19 protein-coding genes and 1 tRNA gene are annotated in these 21,845 nt (G+C 67.8%); 8 read left to right on the top strand and 12 right to left on the bottom strand.

What is annotated here, in order from left to right; translation table 11 throughout:
• Nucleotides 1-20 precede the first annotated feature (20 nt).
• A complete protein-coding gene (gene mfd, locus ACN8ZM_RS10465) occupies nucleotides 21-3,491 on the bottom strand; it encodes a transcription-repair coupling factor (protein WP_043188031.1) in 3,471 nt (1,156 codons plus the stop codon).
• Nucleotides 3,492-3,598: 107 nt separating this feature from the next.
• Between mfd and ispD the strand changes: the two genes are divergently transcribed.
• Both ispD and ispF read left to right on the top strand, forming a co-directional pair.
• A complete protein-coding gene (ispD, locus tag ACN8ZM_RS10460) occupies nucleotides 3,599-4,312 on the top strand; it encodes a 2-C-methyl-D-erythritol 4-phosphate cytidylyltransferase (protein WP_043188032.1) in 714 nt (237 codons plus the stop codon).
• 28 nt (nucleotides 4,313-4,340) lie between these two features.
• The gene (ispF, locus tag ACN8ZM_RS10455) at nucleotides 4,341-4,826 is read left to right on the top strand and encodes a 2-C-methyl-D-erythritol 2,4-cyclodiphosphate synthase (RefSeq protein ID WP_043188034.1); all 486 of its coding nucleotides are present in this window, start codon (nucleotides 4,341-4,343) and stop codon (nucleotides 4,824-4,826) included.
• Between the two features lie 136 nt (nucleotides 4,827-4,962).
• Here ispF and ACN8ZM_RS10450 read toward each other — a convergent pair whose 3' ends face one another.
• From ACN8ZM_RS10450 to ompR, 4 genes are all read right to left on the bottom strand, one after another.
• Entirely contained in the window at nucleotides 4,963-5,490 is a 528-nt protein-coding gene (locus ACN8ZM_RS10450; protein WP_011352388.1) for a carboxymuconolactone decarboxylase family protein, read from the bottom strand.
• A gap of 76 nt (nucleotides 5,491-5,566) precedes the next feature.
• A complete protein-coding gene (locus ACN8ZM_RS10445; protein WP_043188036.1) occupies nucleotides 5,567-6,115 on the bottom strand; it encodes a peroxiredoxin in 549 nt (182 codons plus the stop codon).
• 189 nt (nucleotides 6,116-6,304) lie between these two features.
• Entirely contained in the window at nucleotides 6,305-7,666 is a 1,362-nt protein-coding gene (locus ACN8ZM_RS10440; protein WP_043188038.1) for an ATP-binding protein, read from the bottom strand.
• Between the two features lie 40 nt (nucleotides 7,667-7,706).
• The gene (gene ompR / locus ACN8ZM_RS10435) at nucleotides 7,707-8,441 is read right to left on the bottom strand and encodes a two-component system response regulator OmpR (protein WP_006478565.1); all 735 of its coding nucleotides are present in this window, start codon (nucleotides 8,439-8,441) and stop codon (nucleotides 7,707-7,709) included.
• Between the two features lie 258 nt (nucleotides 8,442-8,699).
• On the opposite strand from ompR, the gene ACN8ZM_RS10430 reads away from it, so the two are divergent.
• The 3 genes from ACN8ZM_RS10430 to ACN8ZM_RS10420 all read left to right on the top strand — a co-directional run bounded on the left by ACN8ZM_RS10430 (nucleotide 8,700) and on the right by ACN8ZM_RS10420 (nucleotide 11,889).
• Nucleotides 8,700-8,978: a hypothetical protein gene (locus tag ACN8ZM_RS10430; protein ID WP_089450797.1), complete on the top strand. Its 279-nt coding sequence runs from the start codon at nucleotides 8,700-8,702 to the stop codon at nucleotides 8,976-8,978.
• 132 nt (nucleotides 8,979-9,110) lie between these two features.
• On the top strand, nucleotides 9,111-10,613 hold the full coding sequence (locus ACN8ZM_RS10425; RefSeq protein WP_420209932.1) for a DUF1800 domain-containing protein: 1,503 nt from the start codon (nucleotides 9,111-9,113) through the stop codon (nucleotides 10,611-10,613).
• 67 nt (nucleotides 10,614-10,680) lie between these two features.
• On the top strand, nucleotides 10,681-11,889 hold the full coding sequence (locus tag ACN8ZM_RS10420; protein ID WP_420209931.1) for a DUF1501 domain-containing protein: 1,209 nt from the start codon (nucleotides 10,681-10,683) through the stop codon (nucleotides 11,887-11,889).
• Nucleotides 11,890-11,893: 4 nt separating this feature from the next.
• Here ACN8ZM_RS10420 and hpnD read toward each other — a convergent pair whose 3' ends face one another.
• Nucleotides 11,894-12,727 carry a presqualene diphosphate synthase HpnD gene (gene hpnD / locus ACN8ZM_RS10415; protein WP_043188045.1) on the bottom strand — a complete coding sequence of 278 codons (834 nt, stop codon included), beginning with the start codon at nucleotides 12,725-12,727 and terminating at the stop codon, nucleotides 11,894-11,896.
• Between the two features lie 235 nt (nucleotides 12,728-12,962).
• On the opposite strand from hpnD, the gene ACN8ZM_RS10410 reads away from it, so the two are divergent.
• Nucleotides 12,963-13,049, top strand: a tRNA-Leu gene (locus ACN8ZM_RS10410).
• A gap of 297 nt (nucleotides 13,050-13,346) precedes the next feature.
• Here ACN8ZM_RS10410 and ACN8ZM_RS10405 read toward each other — a convergent pair.
• The 4 genes from ACN8ZM_RS10405 to ACN8ZM_RS10390 all read right to left on the bottom strand — a co-directional run bounded on the left by ACN8ZM_RS10405 (nucleotide 13,347) and on the right by ACN8ZM_RS10390 (nucleotide 17,095).
• On the bottom strand, nucleotides 13,347-13,577 hold the full coding sequence (locus ACN8ZM_RS10405; protein WP_043188046.1) for a hypothetical protein: 231 nt from the start codon (nucleotides 13,575-13,577) through the stop codon (nucleotides 13,347-13,349).
• Nucleotides 13,578-13,692: 115 nt separating this feature from the next.
• Nucleotides 13,693-14,802 (bottom strand): class II histone deacetylase, encoded by a 1,110-nt coding sequence (locus ACN8ZM_RS10400; protein WP_420209930.1) that lies wholly within the window; start codon nucleotides 14,800-14,802, stop codon nucleotides 13,693-13,695.
• 16 nt (nucleotides 14,803-14,818) lie between these two features.
• Nucleotides 14,819-16,027, bottom strand: a complete 1,209-nt coding sequence (locus ACN8ZM_RS10395; RefSeq protein ID WP_420209929.1) for an MFS transporter — start codon at nucleotides 16,025-16,027, stop codon at nucleotides 14,819-14,821.
• Between the two features lie 21 nt (nucleotides 16,028-16,048).
• Nucleotides 16,049-17,095 carry a porin gene (locus tag ACN8ZM_RS10390; RefSeq protein WP_420209928.1) on the bottom strand — a complete coding sequence of 349 codons (1,047 nt, stop codon included), beginning with the start codon at nucleotides 17,093-17,095 and terminating at the stop codon, nucleotides 16,049-16,051.
• Between the two features lie 302 nt (nucleotides 17,096-17,397).
• On the opposite strand from ACN8ZM_RS10390, the gene ACN8ZM_RS10385 reads away from it, so the two are divergent.
• Both ACN8ZM_RS10385 and ACN8ZM_RS10380 read left to right on the top strand, forming a co-directional pair.
• Entirely contained in the window at nucleotides 17,398-18,543 is a 1,146-nt protein-coding gene (locus ACN8ZM_RS10385; protein ID WP_205822474.1) for a LuxR C-terminal-related transcriptional regulator, read from the top strand.
• Nucleotides 18,544-18,642: 99 nt separating this feature from the next.
• Complete coding sequence (locus ACN8ZM_RS10380; protein ID WP_043188055.1) at nucleotides 18,643-19,641, top strand: 2-dehydropantoate 2-reductase; 999 nt, start codon at nucleotides 18,643-18,645, stop codon at nucleotides 19,639-19,641.
• 170 nt (nucleotides 19,642-19,811) lie between these two features.
• On the opposite strand, the gene ACN8ZM_RS10375 is transcribed toward ACN8ZM_RS10380, so the two are convergent.
• Entirely contained in the window at nucleotides 19,812-20,261 is a 450-nt protein-coding gene (locus ACN8ZM_RS10375) for a MarR family winged helix-turn-helix transcriptional regulator (protein WP_043188058.1), read from the bottom strand.
• Between the two features lie 62 nt (nucleotides 20,262-20,323).
• Nucleotides 20,324-21,469, bottom strand: coding sequence for a glycerate kinase (locus ACN8ZM_RS10370; protein WP_420209927.1), 1,146 nt, complete (start codon nucleotides 21,467-21,469; stop codon nucleotides 20,324-20,326).
• Between the last annotated feature and the right edge of the window lie 376 nt (nucleotides 21,470-21,845).

Below are 21,845 nucleotides of genomic sequence, written 5' to 3'. Positions count from 1 at the left end.
CCGCACCCGCCAGTATCGCGTCAGCGCACCGCGGTAGCCGCTCCTTGCTTGGGGCCGAGCGCGCGCAGCGTTTCCTTGATCGTCGACACGCGGATCGCGAGATCCGGCGAGCGCGTCTCGATGCGCAGCTTGTCCTGGCCCGCGAGCTTGATGTGCCGGTGCTTCTGCACCATCTCGATGATCCGCATCGGATCGATCGGCGGATTCGGCTCGAACTGCAGCCCGATCGCGACCTCGCTCGCATCGATCTTCACGATGCCGAGCGGCTTCGCGGCGATCCGCAACCGGTGCGTCTCGACGAGCGCGTGCGCTTGCGGCGGCAGCTTGCCGAAGCGGTCGATCAGCTCCTCCTGGATACCGTCGATCGCGTCGCCGTGCTCGCAGTTCGCGAGCCGCTTGTACAGCGACAGCCGCTCCTGCACGTCCGCGCAGTAGTCGGCCGGCAGGATCGCCGGGGCATGCAGGTTGATTTCCGTCGTCGCGGCGAGCGGGGCGGTGAGGTCGGGCTCCTTGCCGTTCTTCAGCGCCTTCACCGCGTCGTTCAGCATGTCCGTATAGAGCTGGAAGCCGATCTCGTGGATCTCGCCCGACTGCTTGTCGCCGAGCACTTCGCCGGTGCCGCGGATCTCGAGGTCGTGCATCGCGAGATAGAAGCCCGAACCGAGTTCCTCCATCTGCTGGATCGCTTCGAGCCGGCGCTGGGCCTGCTTGGTCAGCGCCTGCGGATCGTGGACCAGCAGGTACGCATAGGCCTGGTGATGCGAGCGGCCGACGCGGCCGCGCAACTGGTGGAGCTGCGCGAGGCCGAACTTGTCCGAGCGGTGCATGATGATCGTGTTCGCGCTCGGCACGTCGATGCCGGTCTCGATGATGGTCGTGCACAGCAGCACGTTCGCGCGCTGCGCGACGAAATCGCGCATCACGCGTTCGAGTTCGCGTTCGTGCATCTGGCCGTGCGCGATCGCGATGCGTGCTTCGGGCACGAGCGCCTCGAGCATCGTCTTGCGGTTCTCGATCGTCTCGACCTCGTTGTGCAGGAAATACACCTGACCGCCGCGCTTCAGCTCGCGCAGCATCGCCTCGCGGATCACGCTTTCTTCCTCGCGGCGCACGAAGGTCTTGATCGCGAGGCGCTTCTGCGGCGCGGTTGCAATGACCGAGAAATCGCGCAGCCCTTCGAGCGCCATCCCGAGCGTACGCGGGATCGGCGTCGCGGTGAGCGTCAGCACGTCGACTTCCGCGCGCAGCGCCTTCAGCGCTTCCTTCTGGCGCACGCCGAAGCGGTGTTCCTCGTCGATGATCACGAGGCCGAGGCGCTTGAACTGCACGTCCGACGACAGCAGTTTGTGCGTGCCGATCACGATGTCGACGCTGCCTTCGTTGATCTGCGCGATCGCCGCGTTGACTTCCTTCGCGGTCTTGAAGCGCGACAGCTCGACGATCCGCACCGGCCAGTCCGCGAAGCGGTCGGCGAAGGTCTGCGTGTGCTGCTCGGCGAGCAGCGTGGTCGGCGACAGCAGCGCGACCTGCTTGCCGCCCAGCACCGCGATGAACGCGGCGCGCAGCGCGACCTCGGTCTTGCCGAAGCCGACGTCGCCGCACACGAGGCGGTCCATCGGCTTGCCGCTCGTCATGTCGCCGATCACGGCCGCGATGGCGGCTGCCTGGTCGGGTGTTTCCTCGAAGCCGAAGCTTTCGGCGAACTTCACGTAGTCGCGCGGATCGAGCGAGAACGCGTGGCCTTCGCGGGCCGCGCGGCGCGCGTACAGGTTCAGCAGCTCGGCGGCCGTATCGCGGATCTGCTGCGCGGCCTTGCGCTTCGCGCGCTCCCACTGGCCGGAACCGAGCGCGTGCAGCGGCGCGCTGTCGGGATCGGCGCCGCTGTAGCGCGAGATCACGTGCAGTTGCGCGACGGGCACGTAGAGCTTGCTGTCGCCCGAGTATTCGAGATGCAGGAATTCCGTCTCGCCTTCGCCGAGATCCATCGACACGAGGCCCATGTAGCGGCCGATGCCGTGCTGCGCGTGGACGACCGGGTCGCCGACCTTCAGCTCCGACAGGTCGCGCACCATCGCGTCGACGTTGCTGGCCTGTTCCTGCCGGCGGCGGCCCGCGCGGCGGCCGAGCGCGCCGTACAGTTCGGTCTCGGTGACGACCGCATAGCCTTCGCCCGGCACCGCGAATCCGTTCGCAAGTGGCGCGACGCCGAGCGCGAAGCGTTCGTCGCTTTCGAGCCAGCCCGCGAAGTGGTCGTTCGACGCGGGGCGCAGGTGGTGTTCGGCGAGCAGCTGCAGGATCGTCTCGCGGCGGCCGGCCGATTCGACGGTCAGCAGGACGCGCTTGCCCGACGATTCGACGAACGTGCGCAGCGACGCGAGCGGATCGTCGGCATGGCGATCGACGGTGAGCTCGGGTAGCGCCGTCGCCCAGCCGCCGGCCGGCTGCGCGGGCAGCACGACGCGGGCGAACGGCTTCGCGAATGCGAAGAAATCCTCGTCGGACAGGAACAGCCGCTGCGGTTCGAGGATCGGCCGCTCGCGATCGTGCGCGAGGAACGCATGGCGCTGCTTCGTATCGGCCGTGAAGCGGCGGATCGACGCTTCGAGATCGCCGGTGAACACCAGGTGCGCATCCTGCGGCAGGTAGTGGAACAGCGTGGCGGTTTCGTCGAAGAACAGCGGCAGGTAATACTCGATGCCGGCCGACGGCACGCCGTTGCCGATGTCCTTGTAGATCGGCGCGCGGCTCGGGTCGCCTTCGAAGGTCTCGCGCCAGCGGCTGCGGAAGGCCGTGCGCGCGGCTTCGTCGAACGGAAACTCGCGGCCGGGCAGGAGCCGCACGTCGCGCACCGGGTAGAGGCTGCGCTGCGTGTCCGGGTCGAACGCGCGGATCGAGTCGACCTGGTCGTCGAACAGGTCGATCCGGTACGGCAGCGGCGAGCCCATCGGGTACAGGTCGATCAGCGAGCCGCGCACGCAGTATTCGCCGGGCCGCACGACCTGGCTCACGTGCTCGTAGCCGGCCAGCGTGAGCTGCGCCTTCAGCTTCGCTTCGTCGAGCCGCTCGCCCTGTGCGAATGCAAACGTGTACGCGGCCATGAACGACGCGGGCGGCATCCGGTACAGCGCGGTGGTCGCGGGCACGAGCAGGATGTCGCAGCGGCCCTCGCCGAGATCGTGCAGCGTCGCGAGACGCTCGGATACCAGGTCCTGGTGCGGCGAGAAGGTGTCGTACGGCAGCGTTTCCCAGTCCGGCAGCAGGCGCACGCGCGCGTCGGGCGAGAAGTAGCGGATTTCCTGCGAGAGCCGTTGCGCGTCGACCGCGTTCGCACAGATCACCGCGAGGAGCGGCACCTCCTGGCGGCTGTCGGCGAGATAACGGGCGATGGCGAGCGCGTCGGCGGAACCATGCGCGCCGTCGAAGGCGAAACGCTGGCCGGACTTGACGCGGGCAATGGGCGAGGCGGACGGGGTGGAAGCGTTATCTGGCATAGGGACGACAGGGGTGGCGTGCACGGGCGCATCGCGGTGCGCCGGTCGAGACGAAAGACCTATTATAAAATCCGCTTCTCGATTTCATCTTTCCGGCGTTTCCCTTCGTGACTCCCCGACTTTTCGCCCTGATTCCCTGTGCCGGCACGGGCAGCCGCTCCGGTTCGGCCGTGCCGAAGCAATACCGCACGCTGGCCGGCCGCGCGCTGCTGCACTACACGCTCGCCGCGTTCGACGCGTGCAGCGAATTCGCGCAGACGCTCGTCGTCCTCTCGCCCGACGATTCCCATTTTGACGCGCGCCGCTTCGCGGGGCTGCGCTTCGCGGTGCGCCGCTGCGGCGGCGGCTCGCGCCAGGCGTCGGTGCTGAACGGGCTGCTGGAGCTGGCCGAGTTCGGCGCGACCGACCACGACTGGGTGCTGGTGCACGACGCCGCGCGCCCGGGCATCACGCCGGAGCTGATCCGCACGCTGGTCGCGACGCTCAAGGACGATCCGGTCGGCGGCATCGTCGCGCTGCCGGTGGCCGATACGCTCAAGCGCGTGCCGGCCGGCGGCGACGCGATCGCGCGCACCGAGTCGCGCGACGCGCTGTGGCAGGCGCAGACGCCGCAGATGTTCCGCATCGGCATGCTGCGCGAGGCGATCCTGCGCGCGCAGCGGGAAGGGCACGACCTGACCGACGAGGCGAGCGCGATCGAATGGGCCGGCCATACGCCGCGCGTCGTGCAGGGCAGCCTGCGCAATTTCAAGGTCACGTACCCGGAAGATTTCGCGCTCGCGGAGGCGATCCTCGCCGCGCGCCCTGCGAACGCCTCCTGACATTTACCCCCTCTCAATCGGAACACGCATGGATTTCAGAATCGGACAAGGCTACGACGTGCACCAGCTCGTCGAGGGGCGCCCCCTCATCATCGGCGGCGTGACGATTCCTTACGAACGCGGCCTGCTCGGCCACTCGGACGCGGACGTGCTGCTGCACGCGATCACCGACGCGCTGTTCGGCGCGGCAGCGCTCGGCGACATCGGTCGCCATTTCTCCGACACGGACGCGGCTTTCAAGGGCGCCGACAGCCGCGTGCTGCTGCGCGAGTGCGTGGCACGGATCAAGGCGGCCGGCTTCACGATCCAGAACGTCGACAGCACAGTGATCGCCCAGGCGCCGAAGCTGGCACCGCATATCGACGGGATGCGCGCGAACATCGCGGCCGATCTCGGGCTGCCGCTCGATCGCGTGAACGTGAAGGCGAAGACCAACGAGAAGCTCGGCTATCTCGGCCGCGGCGAGGGGATCGAGGCGCAGGCCGCCGCGCTGCTGGTGAAGCAGGGCGGCTGACGCCCGGCCGCGGCGTGCGGTTCGACCGCCGCGCCGCGCCGCGTCGCGGAAATGAAAAATGCCACGCGGATGCGTGGCATTTTCGTTTGGTGCGGCGACCGGGCCGGCGTGGCTGCCGGCCGGGTGGTGCAACCGCTTATTCGCCTTCAGCGGCGATGACTTGCGCGGCGGCGTTGATCACCGACGCGATACGGCCGACGTCGCGCAGCTGCGTGACAGTCATCCCTTGCTCGTTCTTCAGCAGCGCATAGTGCGACTTCACGCAGAAGTGGCACTTGCCGACGATCGACGCGGCGAGCGCGTACATCTCGAACTTGCGCTTGTCGACGCCGCCGTGGGTCGCATACGCGCCCATCCGCAGCTCGGCGCGCTGCGTCTTCAGGTCGGCGTCGTCGGCCATCTCGACATACGGATACCAGGTGTTGTTCATCCCCATCAGCGCGGCCGCCGTCAGCACGGCGTTCGTCTCTTCGGGCGACAGCACGCCGGCTTCGCGGATCGTCTTGATGAGCACCGTGCTCTTCGCTGCGATCGCCGCCGCCAGCGCGACGCCGACCGCGTCGGTGCCTTCGAGCGACGAGCGCGAGATCGTGCCGTCGAGGTTCAGGCGAATGTCCTTCGCGTAGTCGGGAATACGTGCCTTAATCGAGTCGATGAATTCCATTGACATCTCCTATGGGTTGGCCGTTAAAAAAGCCCGCAGGCAGGACGTGCGCCGCGGGCTTCGTGCATCGATGCGCTTACAGCGTTGCGCCGCCGACTGCACGGTTGCACGGGCACAGTTCGTCCGTTTGCAGGCCGTCCAGAATACGCAGGACTTCTTCCGGGCTGCGGCCGACGTTCAGGTTGTTCACCGAAACGTGCTGGATCGTGTTGTCCGGATCGACGATGAACGTTGCACGCAGGGCCACGCCGGCTTCCTTGTCGCGCACGCCGAGCTGGTCGATCAGCTCGCCCTTGACGTCGCCGAACGAGTAGTGGTTCAGCTTGTTCAGGTCCTTGTGCTCACGGCGCCATGCGAGCTTGACGAATTCGTTGTCCGAGCTGCCGCCCAGCAGGATGGCATCGCGCTCTTCGAACTGCTTCGTGAGCTTCGCGAACTCGACGATTTCCGTCGGGCACACGAACGTGAAATCCTTCGGATAGAAGTAGATGATCTTCCACTTGCCCGGGAACGACGCTTCGGTGACGGTCTCGAATGCCGACTGGCCGTTTTCCTCGTGATTGTTGAAGCCCGGCTTCGCGGCTACGACGGTGAAAGCTTCGAGTTTATCGCCCACGGTTTTCATGCGGATACTCCTGTATGAGTTGGGAAGAAGACTGAGTCAAGCTACCTCGGTGCTGCAACGATGATGTGACAGCATGGGTAAGACTGTAACACTATTAGTTAGTCACTTCAATAGATTTTGACTAACGACCCTCATAGCTTTTTTCAACCGGATCGATAGTGTGCAGTGCAAGAAGCGTGCGCGAGCGCGTCACGCAGTCGCACGCGCCTTGCCGGCGCCGGGGAATTCGAGCGTGACTTCGAGGCCCGCTTCGGGGTTGCGGTTGCGCAGGCGCAGCGCGCCGCGATAGCGGCCCACGAGACGCAGCACGATCGCCATCCCGAGGCCCGTGCCGTCCGCCTTGGTGCGCGCGGTGTCGACGCGGTAGAACGGCCGCATCACGAGCGGCAGTTGATCCTCGGGGATGCCGGGGCCTTCGTCGCTCACCGACAGCTCGACGCGCGCGTGCGACACGCGCGTCTCGAGCGTGATGCGCGACACGCCGTCCTGCTTGCTCTGGCCATACTTGCGCGCGTTCTCGACGAGGTTGCCGATCACGCGGCGCATGTCGGTCTCGTCGGCTTCGATCACCGCACTCGGCGCCAGCCGCGTGCGGATCTCGACGCCGTCCTCGCCCGACACGCGTGCGGCAACTTCCTGCGCGATCGACGACAGGTCGACGGGCTCCGGTTTGCGTTGCGACGGGCGCGCGTAGTCGATGAAGGCCGCGATGATGCGATCCATCTGTTCGATGTCGTCGACCATCGCGTCCTTGGTCGCCTGGTCGGACGGGCTCATCTCGGTTTCGAGCCGCAGCCGCGCGAGCGGCGTGCGCAGGTCGTGCGAGATGCCCGCGAGCATCAGCGCGCGGTCGGCCTCGAGCTGTTCGAGGTCGCGCACCATCTGGTTGAAGCTGCGATTGGTATCGGCCGCGACGCCCATTCCGCGCTCGGGCAGCAGCTCGGGTGTCTGACCCGAGCCGATCTGCCGCGCGGCGAGCGCGAGCCGCGAGAACGGCCGGTTCACCAGGCTTGTGATGAACGCGGAGCCGAATAGCGACAACGCGAGCGCGAATAGCCCCCAGCCGGCCCACTGCAGGCCGGTGACGTTGTCGAGCTGGTCGCGATCGAGCGCGACCCAGTAATCGTCGTCGTCGATCTTGAAGCTGATCCACACGCCGGGAATGTCGTTGACCGACTGCGCGATCACGGTATCGTCGCCGAGACGGCTGCGGATGTCGTGTTCGATCAGGCGGTTCAGCGATTCGTCGGGCTGCAGCTTGAACTTGTCGGTCTTTTCGCGCGGGTACACGCGCACGCCCTCGTTGCTCTCGAGATCCTGCAGCAGCGCGCGCCGCAGATCGGGATCGGAATAGAGCAGGGCGGTGCGCGTGAGCTTCACGATCGCGACGAGCTGCAGCGCGACGCGCTGCGCACGCGGCTCGCGCTCGATGACGCGAAAGCTCTGGAACCACGCGGCGAGACTGACCGAGATCAGCAGCGCGATCAGCAGGAAGGTGCGCCAGAACAGCCCGCCGAACGCGAGCTGCAGGAGGCGCCGGTCGATACGCATGGGACGGGCCGTGGGCGGGCGAAACCGGAAAGGAAAAAGATCAGGCCGCGCCGTCCGGGATGAACACGTAGCCGAGGCCCCAGACGGTCTGGATGAAACGCGGGCTGCCCGGATCCGGTTCGATCAGCTTGCGCAGGCGCGAGATCTGCACGTCGAGGCTGCGGTCGAACACTTCGTATTCACGGCCGCGTGCGAGTTCCATCAGCTTCTCGCGCGACAGCGGCTGGCGCGGATGGCGCGCGAACACCTTCAGCACCGAGAATTCGCCGGTGGTGAGCGGAATTTCCTGGCCGGATTTCGTCAGCGTGCGCGTCGCGAGGTTCAGCGAGAACTCGCCGAACTCGAACACCTCGGTGGTTTCCGACGGCGCGCCCGGCAGTTCGGCCGGCGCCTGGCGGCGCAGCACCGCATGAATGCGCGCAACGAGCTCGCGCGGGTTGAACGGCTTCGGCAGGTAATCGTCGGCGCCCATCTCGAGGCCGACGATGCGATCCACATCCTCGCCCTTCGCGGTGAGCATGATGATCGGCGTGCGGTCGTTGCTGCCGCGCAGGCGGCGGCAGATCGACAGGCCGTCTTCGCCCGGGAGCATCAGGTCGAGCACGAGCAGGTCGAAACGCTCGCGTACCCAGAGCTTGTTCATTGCGGTCGCGTTTTCCGCGACGTAGACATTGAAACCCTGCTCGCCGAGATAGCGGCGCAGCAGATCGCGCAGGCGCGGGTCGTCGTCGACGACGAGAATCTTGGAGGGGTTTTTCGTTTCCATGATCGGCATCTTATCGCGAATGGGAATTGACGCACGGCCGCGTATTTTCGTGCGTTACAGTCGGTTACAAAATTTACCCGTAGTGTCGCGCGGAGTAAAGGCAGGCTATAGAGATTCCTTTACTCGAAGCCGAAATTCGGTAGATACTCCCCTGCACTCCATCTTTCATCTTTGCACACCCGAATTCCGCAGGGTTTTTCAAGTACCAGAGGTAGCCGGTTGCCGCGTGACGAAGGGAACAAATCGACCAAAGAAGCGAGGACGGTCATGCGATCTGCCCGGATTGCAGTGATGCTGACGATCGCACTTGCCGGTCCGTATGCGTCGAACTTCGCGTATGCGCAGCGCCCTGAGCAGGGCGCATCGTCGCGCAAGCTGCCGCGCGGCAAAGCGCCGCAGTCCGATCGTGCCGCCGAGATGACGGTCCGTTCCGCCGTGCCTCCCGATCTCGAACAGCGCCGCCGCGACGGGCACATGACGCCCGAGGAGCGCCACCTTTTGCGCCAGCACATCGAGGACGCCGTTCGCGAGCTGTACAAGCGCTGACGCGCCGTTTTTCGCGCTGCGCGAAATACCTCGCGCGGAAAAGATTCGTAGCAATTTTTCCGTCAACTTTCGCCTGCCGAATGCCGTTGTACCGGCATCCGCACCGCCGGTGCGTTCCGGGAGTCCATGACGATGAAAGCGAACGCTGCCGCACCGGCGCCGTCGCCCGCTATGCAGTCGCCGCTCGACGCCGACGATGCGTTGTTTTTCCTGAGCCGTACCGGCTTTTCTCCCGCACCCGCCGATGTCGCGCGCATCGTCGGCATGACGCGCGCGCAGGTCGTGGCCGACACGCTCGGCAACGTGCGCCGCGACCCCGTCACGACGTGGCCCGACTGGATCGCCGAGCTGCCGCCGACGCGCGCGCAGCGCCAGGCACTGACCCCCGACATGCGGCGCGACGAGCAGCGCGAGCGCAACGTTCGGTACGATGCGCTGCGCGCGGCGTGGGTCAACGAGATGATCGTCACGCCGTCGCCATTGACCGAGCGCATGACGCTGTTCTGGCACGGACACTTCACGTCGGGGCAGGACAAGGTGCCTTACCCGCAGACGATGGCCGCGCAGAACGCGCTGTTTCGCCGCGAGGCGCTCGGCAACTTCGGCACGCTGCTGCACGCGGTCGCGAAGGATCCGGCGATGCTGCAGTATCTCGACGGCGCGAGCAATCGCAAGGGGCGCCCGAACGAGAACTTCGCGCGCGAGGTGATGGAGCTGTTCACGCTCGGCGAAGGGCATTACACGCAGTACGACGTGACCGAAGCCGCGCGCGCGATGACGGGCTGGACGGTCGATCCCGATACCTATCGCTTCGAGGTGCGGCCGGATTTGCACGATGCGGGCGACAAGACGATCCTCGGCGAAACGGGGCCGTTCGACGGCGACGGCTTTCTCGACATCCTGCTGAAGCGGCCCGGCACCGCGCGCTTCATCGCCGGCAAGCTGTGGCGCGAGTTCGTGTCCGATACGCCCGACCCGGCGGCGCTCGATGCGGTGGCCGAGCGGTTTCGCACGAGCGGCTACGACATTCGCGCGGCGCTCGCCGCGCTGTGGTCGACCGACGCGTTCTGGGATCCGCGCAACCGCGGCGTGCTCGTCAAATCGCCGGCGGAATTCGTCGTCGGGTCGGTACGGCTGTTCGACGTTTCATACGGCGATCCGCAGATGCTTGCGAACACCGTGCGCACGCTCGGGCAGAACCTGTTCTACCCGCCGAACGTGAAGGGCTGGCCGGGCGGCGCGCTGTGGATCAACAGCACCACGCTGCTCGCACGCAAGCAGTTCGTCGAGCAACTGTTTCGCGCGACGGAAACGGCCGGCATGCACCCGCCGGCGCATGCGATGGCGCCGCCCACGAATGCCCGCGCGCACACGATGCCGGTGGTCGATACGGCGTCCGCCGCCGGTATGCGCGGTGCGCCTGCCAAGCCCGCGCGCGCCGGCCTGCGTTTCGACCTCGAGCGCTGGCTGGCGCAATATCGCGCGCGGCCGCAGGCAATCACGGGCTTGTCGACCGAGCTTCAGTTGCAGCATGCGGTGCTGCAACTGTCGCCGGTCGCGGCGATCGACACGGATTCGACCGGCAGCGCATATCTCGAGGCGCTGCTGATGGATCCGGCCTATCAACTGAAATGATTCGAACGACGATGAAGCGGGGCGCCGGTGCGGCAAAGGTGCCGGGCGGCGAACCAAAGGATGCGCGATGAACCGACGTGATTTTCTGACGCTGACGGGCGCTGCGGCCGCGGCCGGCGTGTCGCTGTGGCAGGCGCCCGCGATGGCCGCGACCGGGCGGCCGCCAGTGGCCGGGTATGCGAACGTGTTGATCCTCGTCGAGCTGAAGGGCGGCAACGACGGCCTCAACACAGTGGTGCCGTACACGGATCCGCTGTACTACCAGTTCCGGCGCAGCATCGGCATCAAGCGTGAGCAGGTGCTGCAACTCGATGCGCACACGGGGTTGCATCCGTCACTCGCGCCGCTGATGCCGCTGTGGCGCGACGGGCAGGTCGCGGTCGTGCAAGGCGTTGGCTATCCGCAGCCGAACCTGTCGCATTTCCGCTCGATCGAGATCTGGGATACCGCGTCGCGCTCGGATCAATACCTGCACGAAGGCTGGCTCACGCGCACGTTCGCGCAGGCGCCCGTGCCGCCCGGTTTCGCGGCGGACGGCGTCGTGCTCGGCAGCGCCGAGATGGGGCCGCTCTCGAACGGCGCGCGTGCGATCGCGCTCGTCAATCCCGCGCAGTTCATCCGTGCGGCCCGGCTCGCCGAGCCGTCGTCGCTGCGCGAACAGAACCCCGCGCTCGCCCACATCATCGACGTCGAGAACGACATCGTGAAGGCGGCCGACCGGCTGCGCCCGCGCGGCGGGATGCGTGAGTTCAGGACGGCCTTTCCGGCAGGCGCGTTCGGCACGTCGGTCAAGACCGCGATGCAGGTGCTGGCGGCGTGCGAAGCGTCCGGGCCCGGCGCGCAGGACGGTGTCGCGGTGCTGCGCCTGACGCTCAACGGCTTCGATACGCACCAGAACCAGCCGGGGCAGCAGGCTGCGCTGCTCAAGCAGTTCGCGGAAGGGATGAGCGCGATGCGCGGTGCGTTGATCGAGCTCGGGCGCTGGAACCAGACGCTTGTGATGACGTATGCGGAATTCGGACGGCGCGTGCGCGAGAACCAGAGCAACGGCACCGATCACGGCACGGCCGCGCCGCATTTCGTGATGGGCGGCCGCGTGGCTGGCGGGCTATACGGTGCGGCACCCGCGCTCGGGCGGCTCGACGGCAACGGCAACCTGCCGGTCGCGGTCGATTTCCGCCAGCTCTACGCGACCGTGCTCGGGCCGTGGTGGGGGCTCGACGCGACGCGCGTGCTGCAGCAGCGCTTCAATACGCTGCCGTTGCTGAAGGCGTAGGGAGTCAGCGCCGGCGCGCGGCACGCCACGCGATCCACAGCTTGCGGATCGGCGTCAATGCGATGCGCTGGTGCAGTACCTGGTAGCCGTCGCGCTCGATTTCGTCGAGCAGCGAGCCGGTCAGTGCGATCTGCGCGCGCAGCGTGCGTTGCGCGCGGCGTTCGGATGCGGGGATTGCCGCTTCGGCGGCCGCGAGCGCTTCGCGCGCGCGGGCCGTCTGGAATTGCAGCAATTCGGTGAAGGCCGGGCTGTAGCGGCGGTTCAGCAGATCGGCCGCGGTCACGTTGTAGCGCTGCAGTTCGTCGATCGGCAGGTAGATGCGGCCGTGGCGCGCGTCGTTGCCGAGTTCCTGCACGAATTGCGCGAGCATCAGCGCGCGGCCGGCGTCCGCGGCCCACGGTTGCGGGTCGGCCGGGTTCGCGGCGCTGGCGCGCGCGACCAGCGACGCGAAGACGCCGCCGACCTGCGCGATATAGCGCTGCAGGTTCGCGAAATCGAGGTAGCGCGCCTGTTCGAGATCCATCCCGTAACCGTTGACGAGCGTGCGCAATGCGTCGGCCTCGGCGGCGATCGCCGGATGATGCTGCGCGAGCGCTTTCGTGACCGGGTGCGACGGCTGCCCGTCGGCCAGCGCCGCAAGTTCCTTGTGCCACCACGCGAGCTTCGTGTGTCCGATGGTCGGGTCGCTGGTTTCCTTGACGGTTTCCTCGAGTTCGCGGCGCAGCGCGAACAGGGCGGTCAGGCGCGGTTGCGTGGCGAGCGGCGCCTGGCGCAGCGCGTAATAGACGCTGGAGCCCGCAGGGGCGGCCTTTTGCTGACAGTAGTCGTCGAAGTTCACGGGCGGAATCGTGTGGGGGCGGGTTCGGGGGACGCGCGGCGGCGCGGTGCCGAAACGTCGAGCGCGGCATTCTAGCACCGCTGCACGACGGGTGCCGGCAGGGGCGAGACAATGCCGCGCGGATCGGGTAGAATCTCGCGCTCGCCTGATCGGGCGTGCCGGTTCCAGGCCGGCGCGATGTCCCGGGCGCATGGAAACGCATCTTGCGTGCCGTGCGATCAGGCGGCAGAAATGCGCGTGAGTGGCGAAATTGGTAGACGCACCAGGTTTAGGTCCTGACGCCCGCAAGGGTGTGCCGGTTCGAGTCCGGCCTCACGCACCAGAAGTCGAATGCGCCCCCGTCAGGGGCCGTTCACTAAAAAGCGCTGTCGGTCGATTGACCGCAGCGCTTTTTTGCTGATGCCGGTGCTTTTCACGGCACGCGGGTCTGTACGACGCTGAACGAAAATTCGTGCCGCGTACACTTTCGTGTTCACCTGGATATCGGGGCGCAGTCCTCAATCCGTGCACGCGCCCCGGCCCGCGAGCTAACCGCGGGGATTCCCGCCTCATCTGAAACAAGCCCCACACCCAGCGCCGCACGTCACCCGACCGCCGCGCTTCGTCATGTCAGGCGCGCCTATTCCCAGAAACTCCGGATCGCGACTGCCACGATCACCGGCACCGAGAACACCAGCGGAATCGCGAAATACTGCGCTTCGCGATCGACGACCCAGCTATAGATCACCCACGCCGCGCCGATCGCGAACGTGATGAGGCCGACCGTCACGGCGGCGATGTTCAGGACGAGCTTCGAAGGCTGGCGGCGCGTCTTGGCATCGTCATGGTTATCGTGCGGGGACGATTTCATCGGAAGAGTGCGGCTTCGCGCCGAAACGGGGATAAAAGCACAGGAAACCCCATCCGCTCCGATCGCGCAAGAGGGCCGGCGCAGGCCGGCCCTCCGTCGCGTCTTCCCGCGCGCACTACAACCCGAACGACACCGCCAGTTCGTCGAGCAGTTCGCGCTGGAATGTGACGAACCGCTCGCCCGGCTGCTGCGCGAGCGCGAGGTCGAGCATCGGATCGGTGACCTCGGTGCGAACGCCCGCCAGCTCCTCGACGATCGCGAGCCCGCAAAACGGCACGTACGCTTCCGAATACCCACCTTCGTGAACGACGACGAGCCGCCCGCCGCAATGACGCTGCGCGGCCTCCATCACTGCGCGCGTCATGAACCGGTAGCTGTCGGTATGCAGCTGCATGCGCGCGAGCGGATCGACCGCGCTCGCGTCGAGGCCGCTCGCGACGACGATCAGCTCGGGCCGGAAACGCTCCAGCGCCGGCAGCACGATCCGTTCGAACGCGTAGCGATACGCATCGTCACCGCTGCCCGCGAGCAGCGGCACGTTCAGGTTCGCGCCCACGCCAGCGCCTTCGCCACGATCGTCCGCGCCGCTGTAGCCCGGCGGGAAGCAGCGGTCCTGGTGTAACGAGATCGTCAGCGTGTCCGGATCGTCGTAGTAGATCGACTGCGTGCCGTTGCCGTGATGCACGTCCCAGTCGATCACCGCGACGCGCTCGATGCCGTGTTTCGCACGGGCGGCCTCGATCGCGATCGGGATGTTCGCCAGCAGGCAGAAGCCCATCGGGCGATCGCGCAGGCAGTGGTGGCCGGGCGGCCGCGACAGCGAGAACGCGTTTGCCGCACGCTCGCCGAGCACCGTATCGACGGCCGCGATCGCGAGGCCGGCCGACAGCGCGGCGATCTCGTAGCTGCCTTTGCCGAACGGCGCGAGATCGCCGAGGTCGCCGCCATTCGCATCGCTGAGTGCGCGGAACGCGTCGAGATAGTGCGCGGGATGAATGCGCAGCAGATCGGTGGTCGATGCTGACGCGGCGCCGCGCAGGTCGAGCTGCGCGGCCAGACCCGACGCCTGCACGAGCGACAGGAAACGGCGCTTCGAATCGGGCGATTCCGCGTAGCCCGCGCTCGACGGCGGTTGGACCCAGCCGCCGACCGGGAAGAACAGCGCGTGCGTGCCGCCCGTATGCCAGAAGGTGCGTTCGTCGGTGAAGAAGGCAGTGCGATTCATGGATGTACGTGACCTGTCACGGTTGGGAGGAAATGGAAGGGCGCGTGCGGTGGTCGATGTGGCGCAGCGCGGCGAAAGACACGACCGCGACGGCCGTCGCGGCCGCGAACAGCGCGTGCATCGTGCCGCCGGCATCGAGCATCAGTCCGGCGAGCAGCGGGCCGGCCGCGAGGCCGGCACCGATCACGAAATTGAGCGTGGCGACGAGGCGGCCCGACGTGTCGATCTGCGCGACGGTCGCGAGGATGAACGGCAGCACGAACGTCCACGCGAACTTGAATGCGAAGATCGCCGCGCTGTAGCCGCCGGCGTGCCGCATCACGGCGAGCGCGACGAGCGAGGCCGCCAGCAGCGCGTAACCGGCCGCCAGCATCGCGCGCCGCGGAAGCCGGCCGCCCGCGCACGACGCGAGCGCCGCGCCGGCGATGCCCATCACGCTCGCGATCGCGAGCACGTTGCCGGTCGACTGCGGATCGAGTCCGGCATCGCTCGCGGCACGGCTTGCGAACGTCCACACGCTGCCGATCGCGAGATAGAACGTCAGCACCGCGCCGATCGCGAGCATGACGAAGCTTTGCGGCGTTTGCGCCGCAGTACCGCGCGCGTTTTGCGCAGGCGTGGTGCGCGCGCCCAGCGATGACGGAAAGCCGCGCGACAGCGGCGCCGCGAGCAGCGCGAGCACGGCGAGCGCGACATACAGCGCGCGCAGCCCGAACGCCGCGAACACATGCGGCAGCACGAACAGGCCGATCGCGCCCGCGATCAACTGGCCGACGACCCACAGGCCGTACACGCGATCGCTGTTCTCGCTCGTCGCGGCGCTCGTCATGCAGAGCACCATCAGCGAGCCGCCGCCGAGCGCGGTGACGGCGCGCAGCGCGAGCAGCGCGACGAAGCCCGGCATCCACAGCGCGGTCAGCAGGTTGCCCACGCCGAACAGCACGATGGCGAACGCGGCGACGCGACGTGCGTCGATCCGGCCGAGCCACAGGTATGACGGCACGGTCGCGAGGCTGAACGCGCCGAGCTCGACGAAGAAGTAGGTGCCGATCTGTGATGCGGATAGCCCGAGCTGCGTCGCGAGCTGGCCGGCGACGGCGGGCGCCACGAGCAGTAGCAGCGGCGTGATGGCCGCGAACACGACGAGCGCGACGAGCGTCGAGCGCGCGAAGGTCGAGGCGCGGCCGTCGGGCGGGAGTGCGGCATCCGGAGAAAGGGTTTTCATGGCGGGCTCTCGTGTGGGGATTCAGAACAGGTGGTACATGCCGACCATCGCGCCGAACTGCGATGCGCCAGCGAGCGGCGTCGGGTCGTATTCGTAGACGGTCTGCGAACTCTGGCCGCTGTTGCGCGCGTAGCCGAGATTCACGTACGCGACGGTGCGTTTCGACAGCGCGTACGTGCTGCTCGCGATGAACAGCGTCGGGTGGCCGATCGCAGGCGTGTGCGAGTCGGTGTGATAGACACCTGCATTCAGGCCGATCTCGCTCGACATCTGGTAGCGCGCACCGCCCCAGACGATCGTGCGCGCCGCGTCGAGGTCGCCGGTCAGGCGTTCGACACCTGCATAGACGGTGAGCGGCAGCGCTGCAAACGCATAGCGCGCGGCGAGCGTGCCGAGTTCTCTGCGTCGTGCGGACGTGTCGTCGGCCGCTGATACATCGCCGTGCGCCTGATGCAGCACCGCGCTGACCGACAGGCCGTTGCTCGTGTACTGGCCGCCGAGTTCGAGCACGCGTCCGGCGCGTGTATTGCCGGCGACGCCGGACGTCGCGGCGAGCGCCTCGACATCGAAGCCGGCGAACGTCGGCGACTGGTACTTGACCGAGTGGTCGATGAAGTTCGCGTTCATCGGCACGATGACGCCCTGGCCGCTGTACGACGCGTACCAGAGCGGGTCGTAGAACAGCGTCTTGTCGAACAGCACGCTGAATTGCCGGCCGAGCGTGACGGTGCCGATGGGCCCCGCGATGCCGACGTACGCGCCGCGGAAGAACGCATAGCCGGGCACGGTCGCGGTGCCGTCGTTGAGGTTGAGGCCCTGCTCGAGCTTGAACAGCGCACGCCAGCCGCCGCCGAGATCCTCGTGGCCCTTCAGCCCGATCTGAGAAGGCAGGATGCCGTAGTTCTGCAACTGCACGGCCGAGTGGTGCCCGTCGGCATGCGTCAGGTATTGCACGCCGGCGTCGAGCGCACCGTACAGCGTGAGGGACGACTGCGCGTGCGCGGCGACGCTGCACGCGGCAAGCGTCGCGACGGCTGCGGCCGTGCGGATGAAGCGGGGTTTCGTCACGTGGGGTTCTCCATACCGTCCTGCATCGGTTTGTCGTTGGTGTTGTCGCGACGCAGTGTCCGCAGCGGGAAAGCCTTCGAACAGTCGTCCAGATGAACGGTGCGGAAAACCCGCGGTGCGCGGCATGCACGCGGCGCGCTGGTGTGGCGCGGTGTGCTGCGGAGCAGCAACGTGCGGGGCACCGTTCAAATGGATGGGGCTGGCGCCCGTTCCGGCACCGTGGCCCGTCAAAAAAGCCGATCGCTATAATCGGCCGGTGTCGTTGCGCACATCAGCAGCCCGATCGGGCAGGGGAGCGGAAGGTGAGGATCACGACGGATATCGGGCAGGATCTCGATGCGCTGCGCGACGTACCGGCCGCCATCGTGCTCGACGACTTCGCCTGGCCGCCGCTGCCGTCCCGGCGCGCCGATTTCGACGGCGTCACGCGCGGCGACGCATCGCAGCGTGAACTCGGGCTGATGCTGCTGGACCTGTATGCAGTTGCCGCCCGGTCCGCCATCGGCGAATTCGAATACCGGTTCTTTTCGCTGCTGCAGGCGCTCATTCCGTTCGACGCCGCATGGACGGGCGTCGCGACCCATGTGCCGACCGGCCCCGTGATGCACAACAGCTTCCTGTACCGTCTGCCGCACGCGTTCTTCCGCGACTGGAAGCGCGTGCGCGATTGCGACCCGCTCGCACACCGCACGCTGCGCGGCGCGCACGGCCATGCGGTCCGGTTGTCGGTCGTCGAACCGGGGCTCGATGCCCGGTTTCGCGACTGGTGCGTGAAATACGGGCTCGCGCAACTGATGTGCGTGTGTACGCTCGATCGCCGTTTCGGTCTGACGACGTTCATGTCGATCTACCGCCAGGGCCTGAATCGGCCGTTCAGCGACGACGACGCACGCCGGTTCGAGGAAGTGATTCCGCATCTCGCGGCCGCGTTGACGATCAATCGCGCCGCACAGCTCACGCGCGAGCGCGGCGATACGGTCGCGCCGGCGGCGCGCGCCCTGTGCGACAACTTCGGCGTGCTCCACCACGCCGATCACGGGTTCGACGACGTGTTGCGTACCGAATGGCCGGCATGGGCCGGTGCGCGCGTGCCGGAGCCGCTCGTCGCGCACCTGCGGCGCCAGTCGGGCCAGCCGTTCGTCGGCGATGCGTTGCGGATCCAGTGCGTGCCGGTTGCGGGGCTGTTCCAGATCGAGGCGCGGCCGCGCTCGCTGCTCGACCGCCTGAGCCCGCGCGAGCTCGCGGCGATTCGTTACTACGGCGCCGGGCGCTCGCACAAGGAAGTCGCGCAACAGATGGCGATTTCGCCGACGACCGTGCGCCACTATTTGCGCTGCGCGTATCGCAAGCTCGGCATGCACGACAAGAGCCAGATCGCCGGCGTGCTCGGCGCGACGGGCGGCGCGGCCGACGACGAGCCGGTGGAAGCCGGCGGCGAGCCGCGCTGAATCGCTCGAATGCTGCGTGTTCCACGCGCTCGCGCGAATGGTTGTGCCCGCAACCATTGAGCGTTATGCTCGTCAGCTCCCAGGAGACGGAATTCCATCATGAACGACACGAATTCAGGGTCGGTGCGCGCGGCGGTGGTCGGGGTCGGCGCGATCGGCGGGTTGCTTGCGGCGGCGTTGTCGCGGGCCGGCATGACCGTGAGCGCGTACGCACGCGGCGCGACGCTCGACGCGCTGAACACGCACGGCGTGCGCGTGATCGACGAGGCGGGCGCGACGTCGTCGGTTCCGGTGCGAGCAAGCGACGATGCGGCCGCGCTCGGCGTGCAGGACTACGTGGTGATCGCGTTGAAGGCGCATGCGCTGCCGGCGCTGGCCGCGCGCATTGCACCGCTGGTCGGGCCGGATACGGTGATCGTCGCGGCGATGAACGGGCTGCCGTGGTGGTTCACGCACGGGCTCGAAGGCGCGCTGGACGGCGTGCCGCTCGATGCGGTCGATCCGGCCGGTGCGGTATCGGCGGCGTTGCCGCCTGCACAGGCGATCGGGTGTGTCGTGCACCTGTCGTCGAGTACCGACGCGCCGGGCATCGTGCGCCGCGGGCGCGGCAACCGGCTGATCGTCGGGGCGCCCGATGCGCGGCTCGACGTCGCTACTGCGCGCTTCGCCGCAGCGCTCGCGGCGGGCGGTTTCGACGTCGAGTCGACGCCCGCGATCCGGGCCGAGATCTGGACGAAGCTGTGGGGCAACATGAACATGAATCCGCTCAGCGCGCTGACGGGGTCGACGTCCGAGCAGTTGCTCGACGATCCGTTCACGCAGGATCTCGCGCTGCGGATGATGGAGGAGGCCGCCGCGATCGGCGCGAGGCTCGGCCTGTCGACCGGGATGAGCGGGCCCGAGCGGATCGCGGTCACGCGCAAGCTCGGTGCGTTCAAGACGTCGATGCTGCAGGATTTCGAAGCGGGGCGCGCGCTCGAGATCGGGCCGATCCTCGGCGTGTTTCCGGAGCTCGGGCGCAAGCTCGGCGTGCCGACGCCGTATTGCGACGCGGTACTCGGGCTGCTCCGGCAGCGCGCGACGAACAGCGGGCTGTAACGCGTGCCGGGCGCCTGCATGCGCAACGCTGGTGAGGCGAGGCGCTGCGGGCCGCTAGCCGTACGCAACGCGTGACGCAAAGCGGGCCGCCCGCGTCGCGGGTGAGGCGACCGGGGCGGCCCGTCGAATTCATCGGATCAATGCAGCGGGCGCCGTGCCCGCGTTGTCGCTCAGTCGTCCCGCTCGGTTGCGTGTGCGACGACCTTGTCGAGCAGCCGCTCGAACGTCTGGCGTTCGCTGTCGGACAGGCACGCGAGCAAGCCGTCGTTCCACTTGCGCACGATCGGCATGATCTTGCGATGCAGCGCGCGGCCGTCGGCGGTCAGCGCGATCAGCACGATCCGGCCGTCCTCCTCGCTCGCACTGCGCGCGAGCAACCCCTGGCGCAGCAGCGCCTCGGCCGCCCGGCTCGCCTGGCTTTTGTCGAGATTGGTGTGGCGCGCGAGATCCATGATCGAGAACGGGCCGAAGGCGCCGACGGCGGCGATCACGCGCGCCTCGGGCAGCGAGATGTCGAGCTTGTGCCGGTACACCTCGCCGATCCCGCGGTCGGAGCGCTTCGTGAGCGCGTGGAGGCGATAGGTCAGAAACTGATCGAGCCCGGCTTGACGGCCTTTCATGTCGAATCCTGAAGAAAAAGGGCGGGCCCGATTGTTCCTGTATCGCGCGCTCGGGTCAACGGTCAGTGTGCGCCGTATTTCAGGCGCGTCAATTGCTCCGCTTCGTTCGCGAGCAGATTGGCCGCGTCGCGGATCGCGACGTCGAGCGTGATCGGCCCGGGAGCCGGCGAGAAGCAGCCGGAAAAATGTTCGGACAGGCGCGGCAGCGCGGCCGGGTCGACCGCGCCGGACAGCAGCGACGCGGGCACGCCCGCGGCCTGCGCGTGGCGGCACGCGATGAACGGCGCCTTGCCGTGCAGCGTCTGCACGTCGGAGCGGCCTTCGCCGGTGATCAGCCAGTCGGCGCCGGCGAGCGCCGCGTCGAGGCCGACCTGCCGCGCGACCACTTCGGCGCCCGCTTCGAACTGCGCGCCGAGCATATGCAGCGCGAAACCGAGGCCACCCGCGGCACCGGCGCCCGGCAGGTCGCGGCCACGGCGGTCGAGCACGGCTTCGAGCAGGTCGGCGAAGCGGGCGAGGGCGGCGTCGAGGGTCGCAACCTGCTCGGGCGTCACGCCCTTTTGCGGGCCGAACACGGCGGTCGCGCCGTGCGCGCCCGTCAGCGGGTTGTCGACGTCGGACATGCCGATGAATTCCGTTTCCTTCAGGCGCGGGTCGAGCCCCGACGCGTCGATGCGGGTGATGTCGGCGAGCCGCGACGGCACCGGCTCGACCGGCTGGCCGCCCGCGTCGAAGCACTGCAGGCCGAGGCCGGCGAGCAGCCCGGCGCCCGCGTCGTTGGTGCTGCTGCCGCCGAGTGCGACGAAGAAGCGGCGCACGCCTTCGTCGAGCAGCGTGCGGATCGCCTCGCCCATCCCGCGCGTGCTGCGCGCGTCGACCGGCACGCTCATGCCGACCGGATCCGTGATGCCGACGATCTCGGCCGTCTCGACGATCGCGGTGCGCGCGTCGATCACGCCGACCGCCGCGTCGTGTGCCGCGAGCGACGCGCCGGCCACCCGCAGCGCGCGCCGCGTACCGCCGCCTGCCAGCATCGCGTCGAGCGTGCCTTCGCCGCCGTCAGCCATCGGGCAGCAGCGCACGACCGCATCGGGGCGGGCGCGGCGGATGCCGGTGGCGATCGCCTCCGCGACCTGCTCGGCGGAAAGCGAGCCTTTGAACGAATCGGGCGCGATGACGACGACAGGCGCGGACGGGTGTTGCGGCATGGTGTCTCCGGAAGGCGTGATTGGTGTGAGGAATGAATGCGGCCGCGACGGCGGCATACCTTCAATCGGAGCTTACAGGATGGCGGGCCCGTGGTGGATACGGCGTTCGGCATAGCGGCGATCCGCGCGCATTGCCGTGCAAAGGGCTGCCGATGCGGGGCAGACGCATGTGCGTCGCGCTGATCTGGCGGCGTGAGGAAAATTGTTTGCTAGAATAGTCGATTCTTCCGGCCAAAGCCGTGCTCCGAGCCGCTTGCGCTAGCCATCCGGCGCGTGCAGGGATGGCGTGGCGCTCCGGCGCGGCGAGTGGATGTGACGCACATCCCGCCGCAGGCAGGCACGGCAAGGAAAACCCGATTCGCTCGAATAATTTTAG

Origin of the sequence: Burkholderia aenigmatica (assembly GCF_048627025.1) — a bacterium.
GTDB lineage: Bacteria > Pseudomonadota > Gammaproteobacteria > Burkholderiales > Burkholderiaceae > Burkholderia > Burkholderia aenigmatica.
This window is presented reverse-complemented; position numbering and strand designations above follow the sequence as displayed.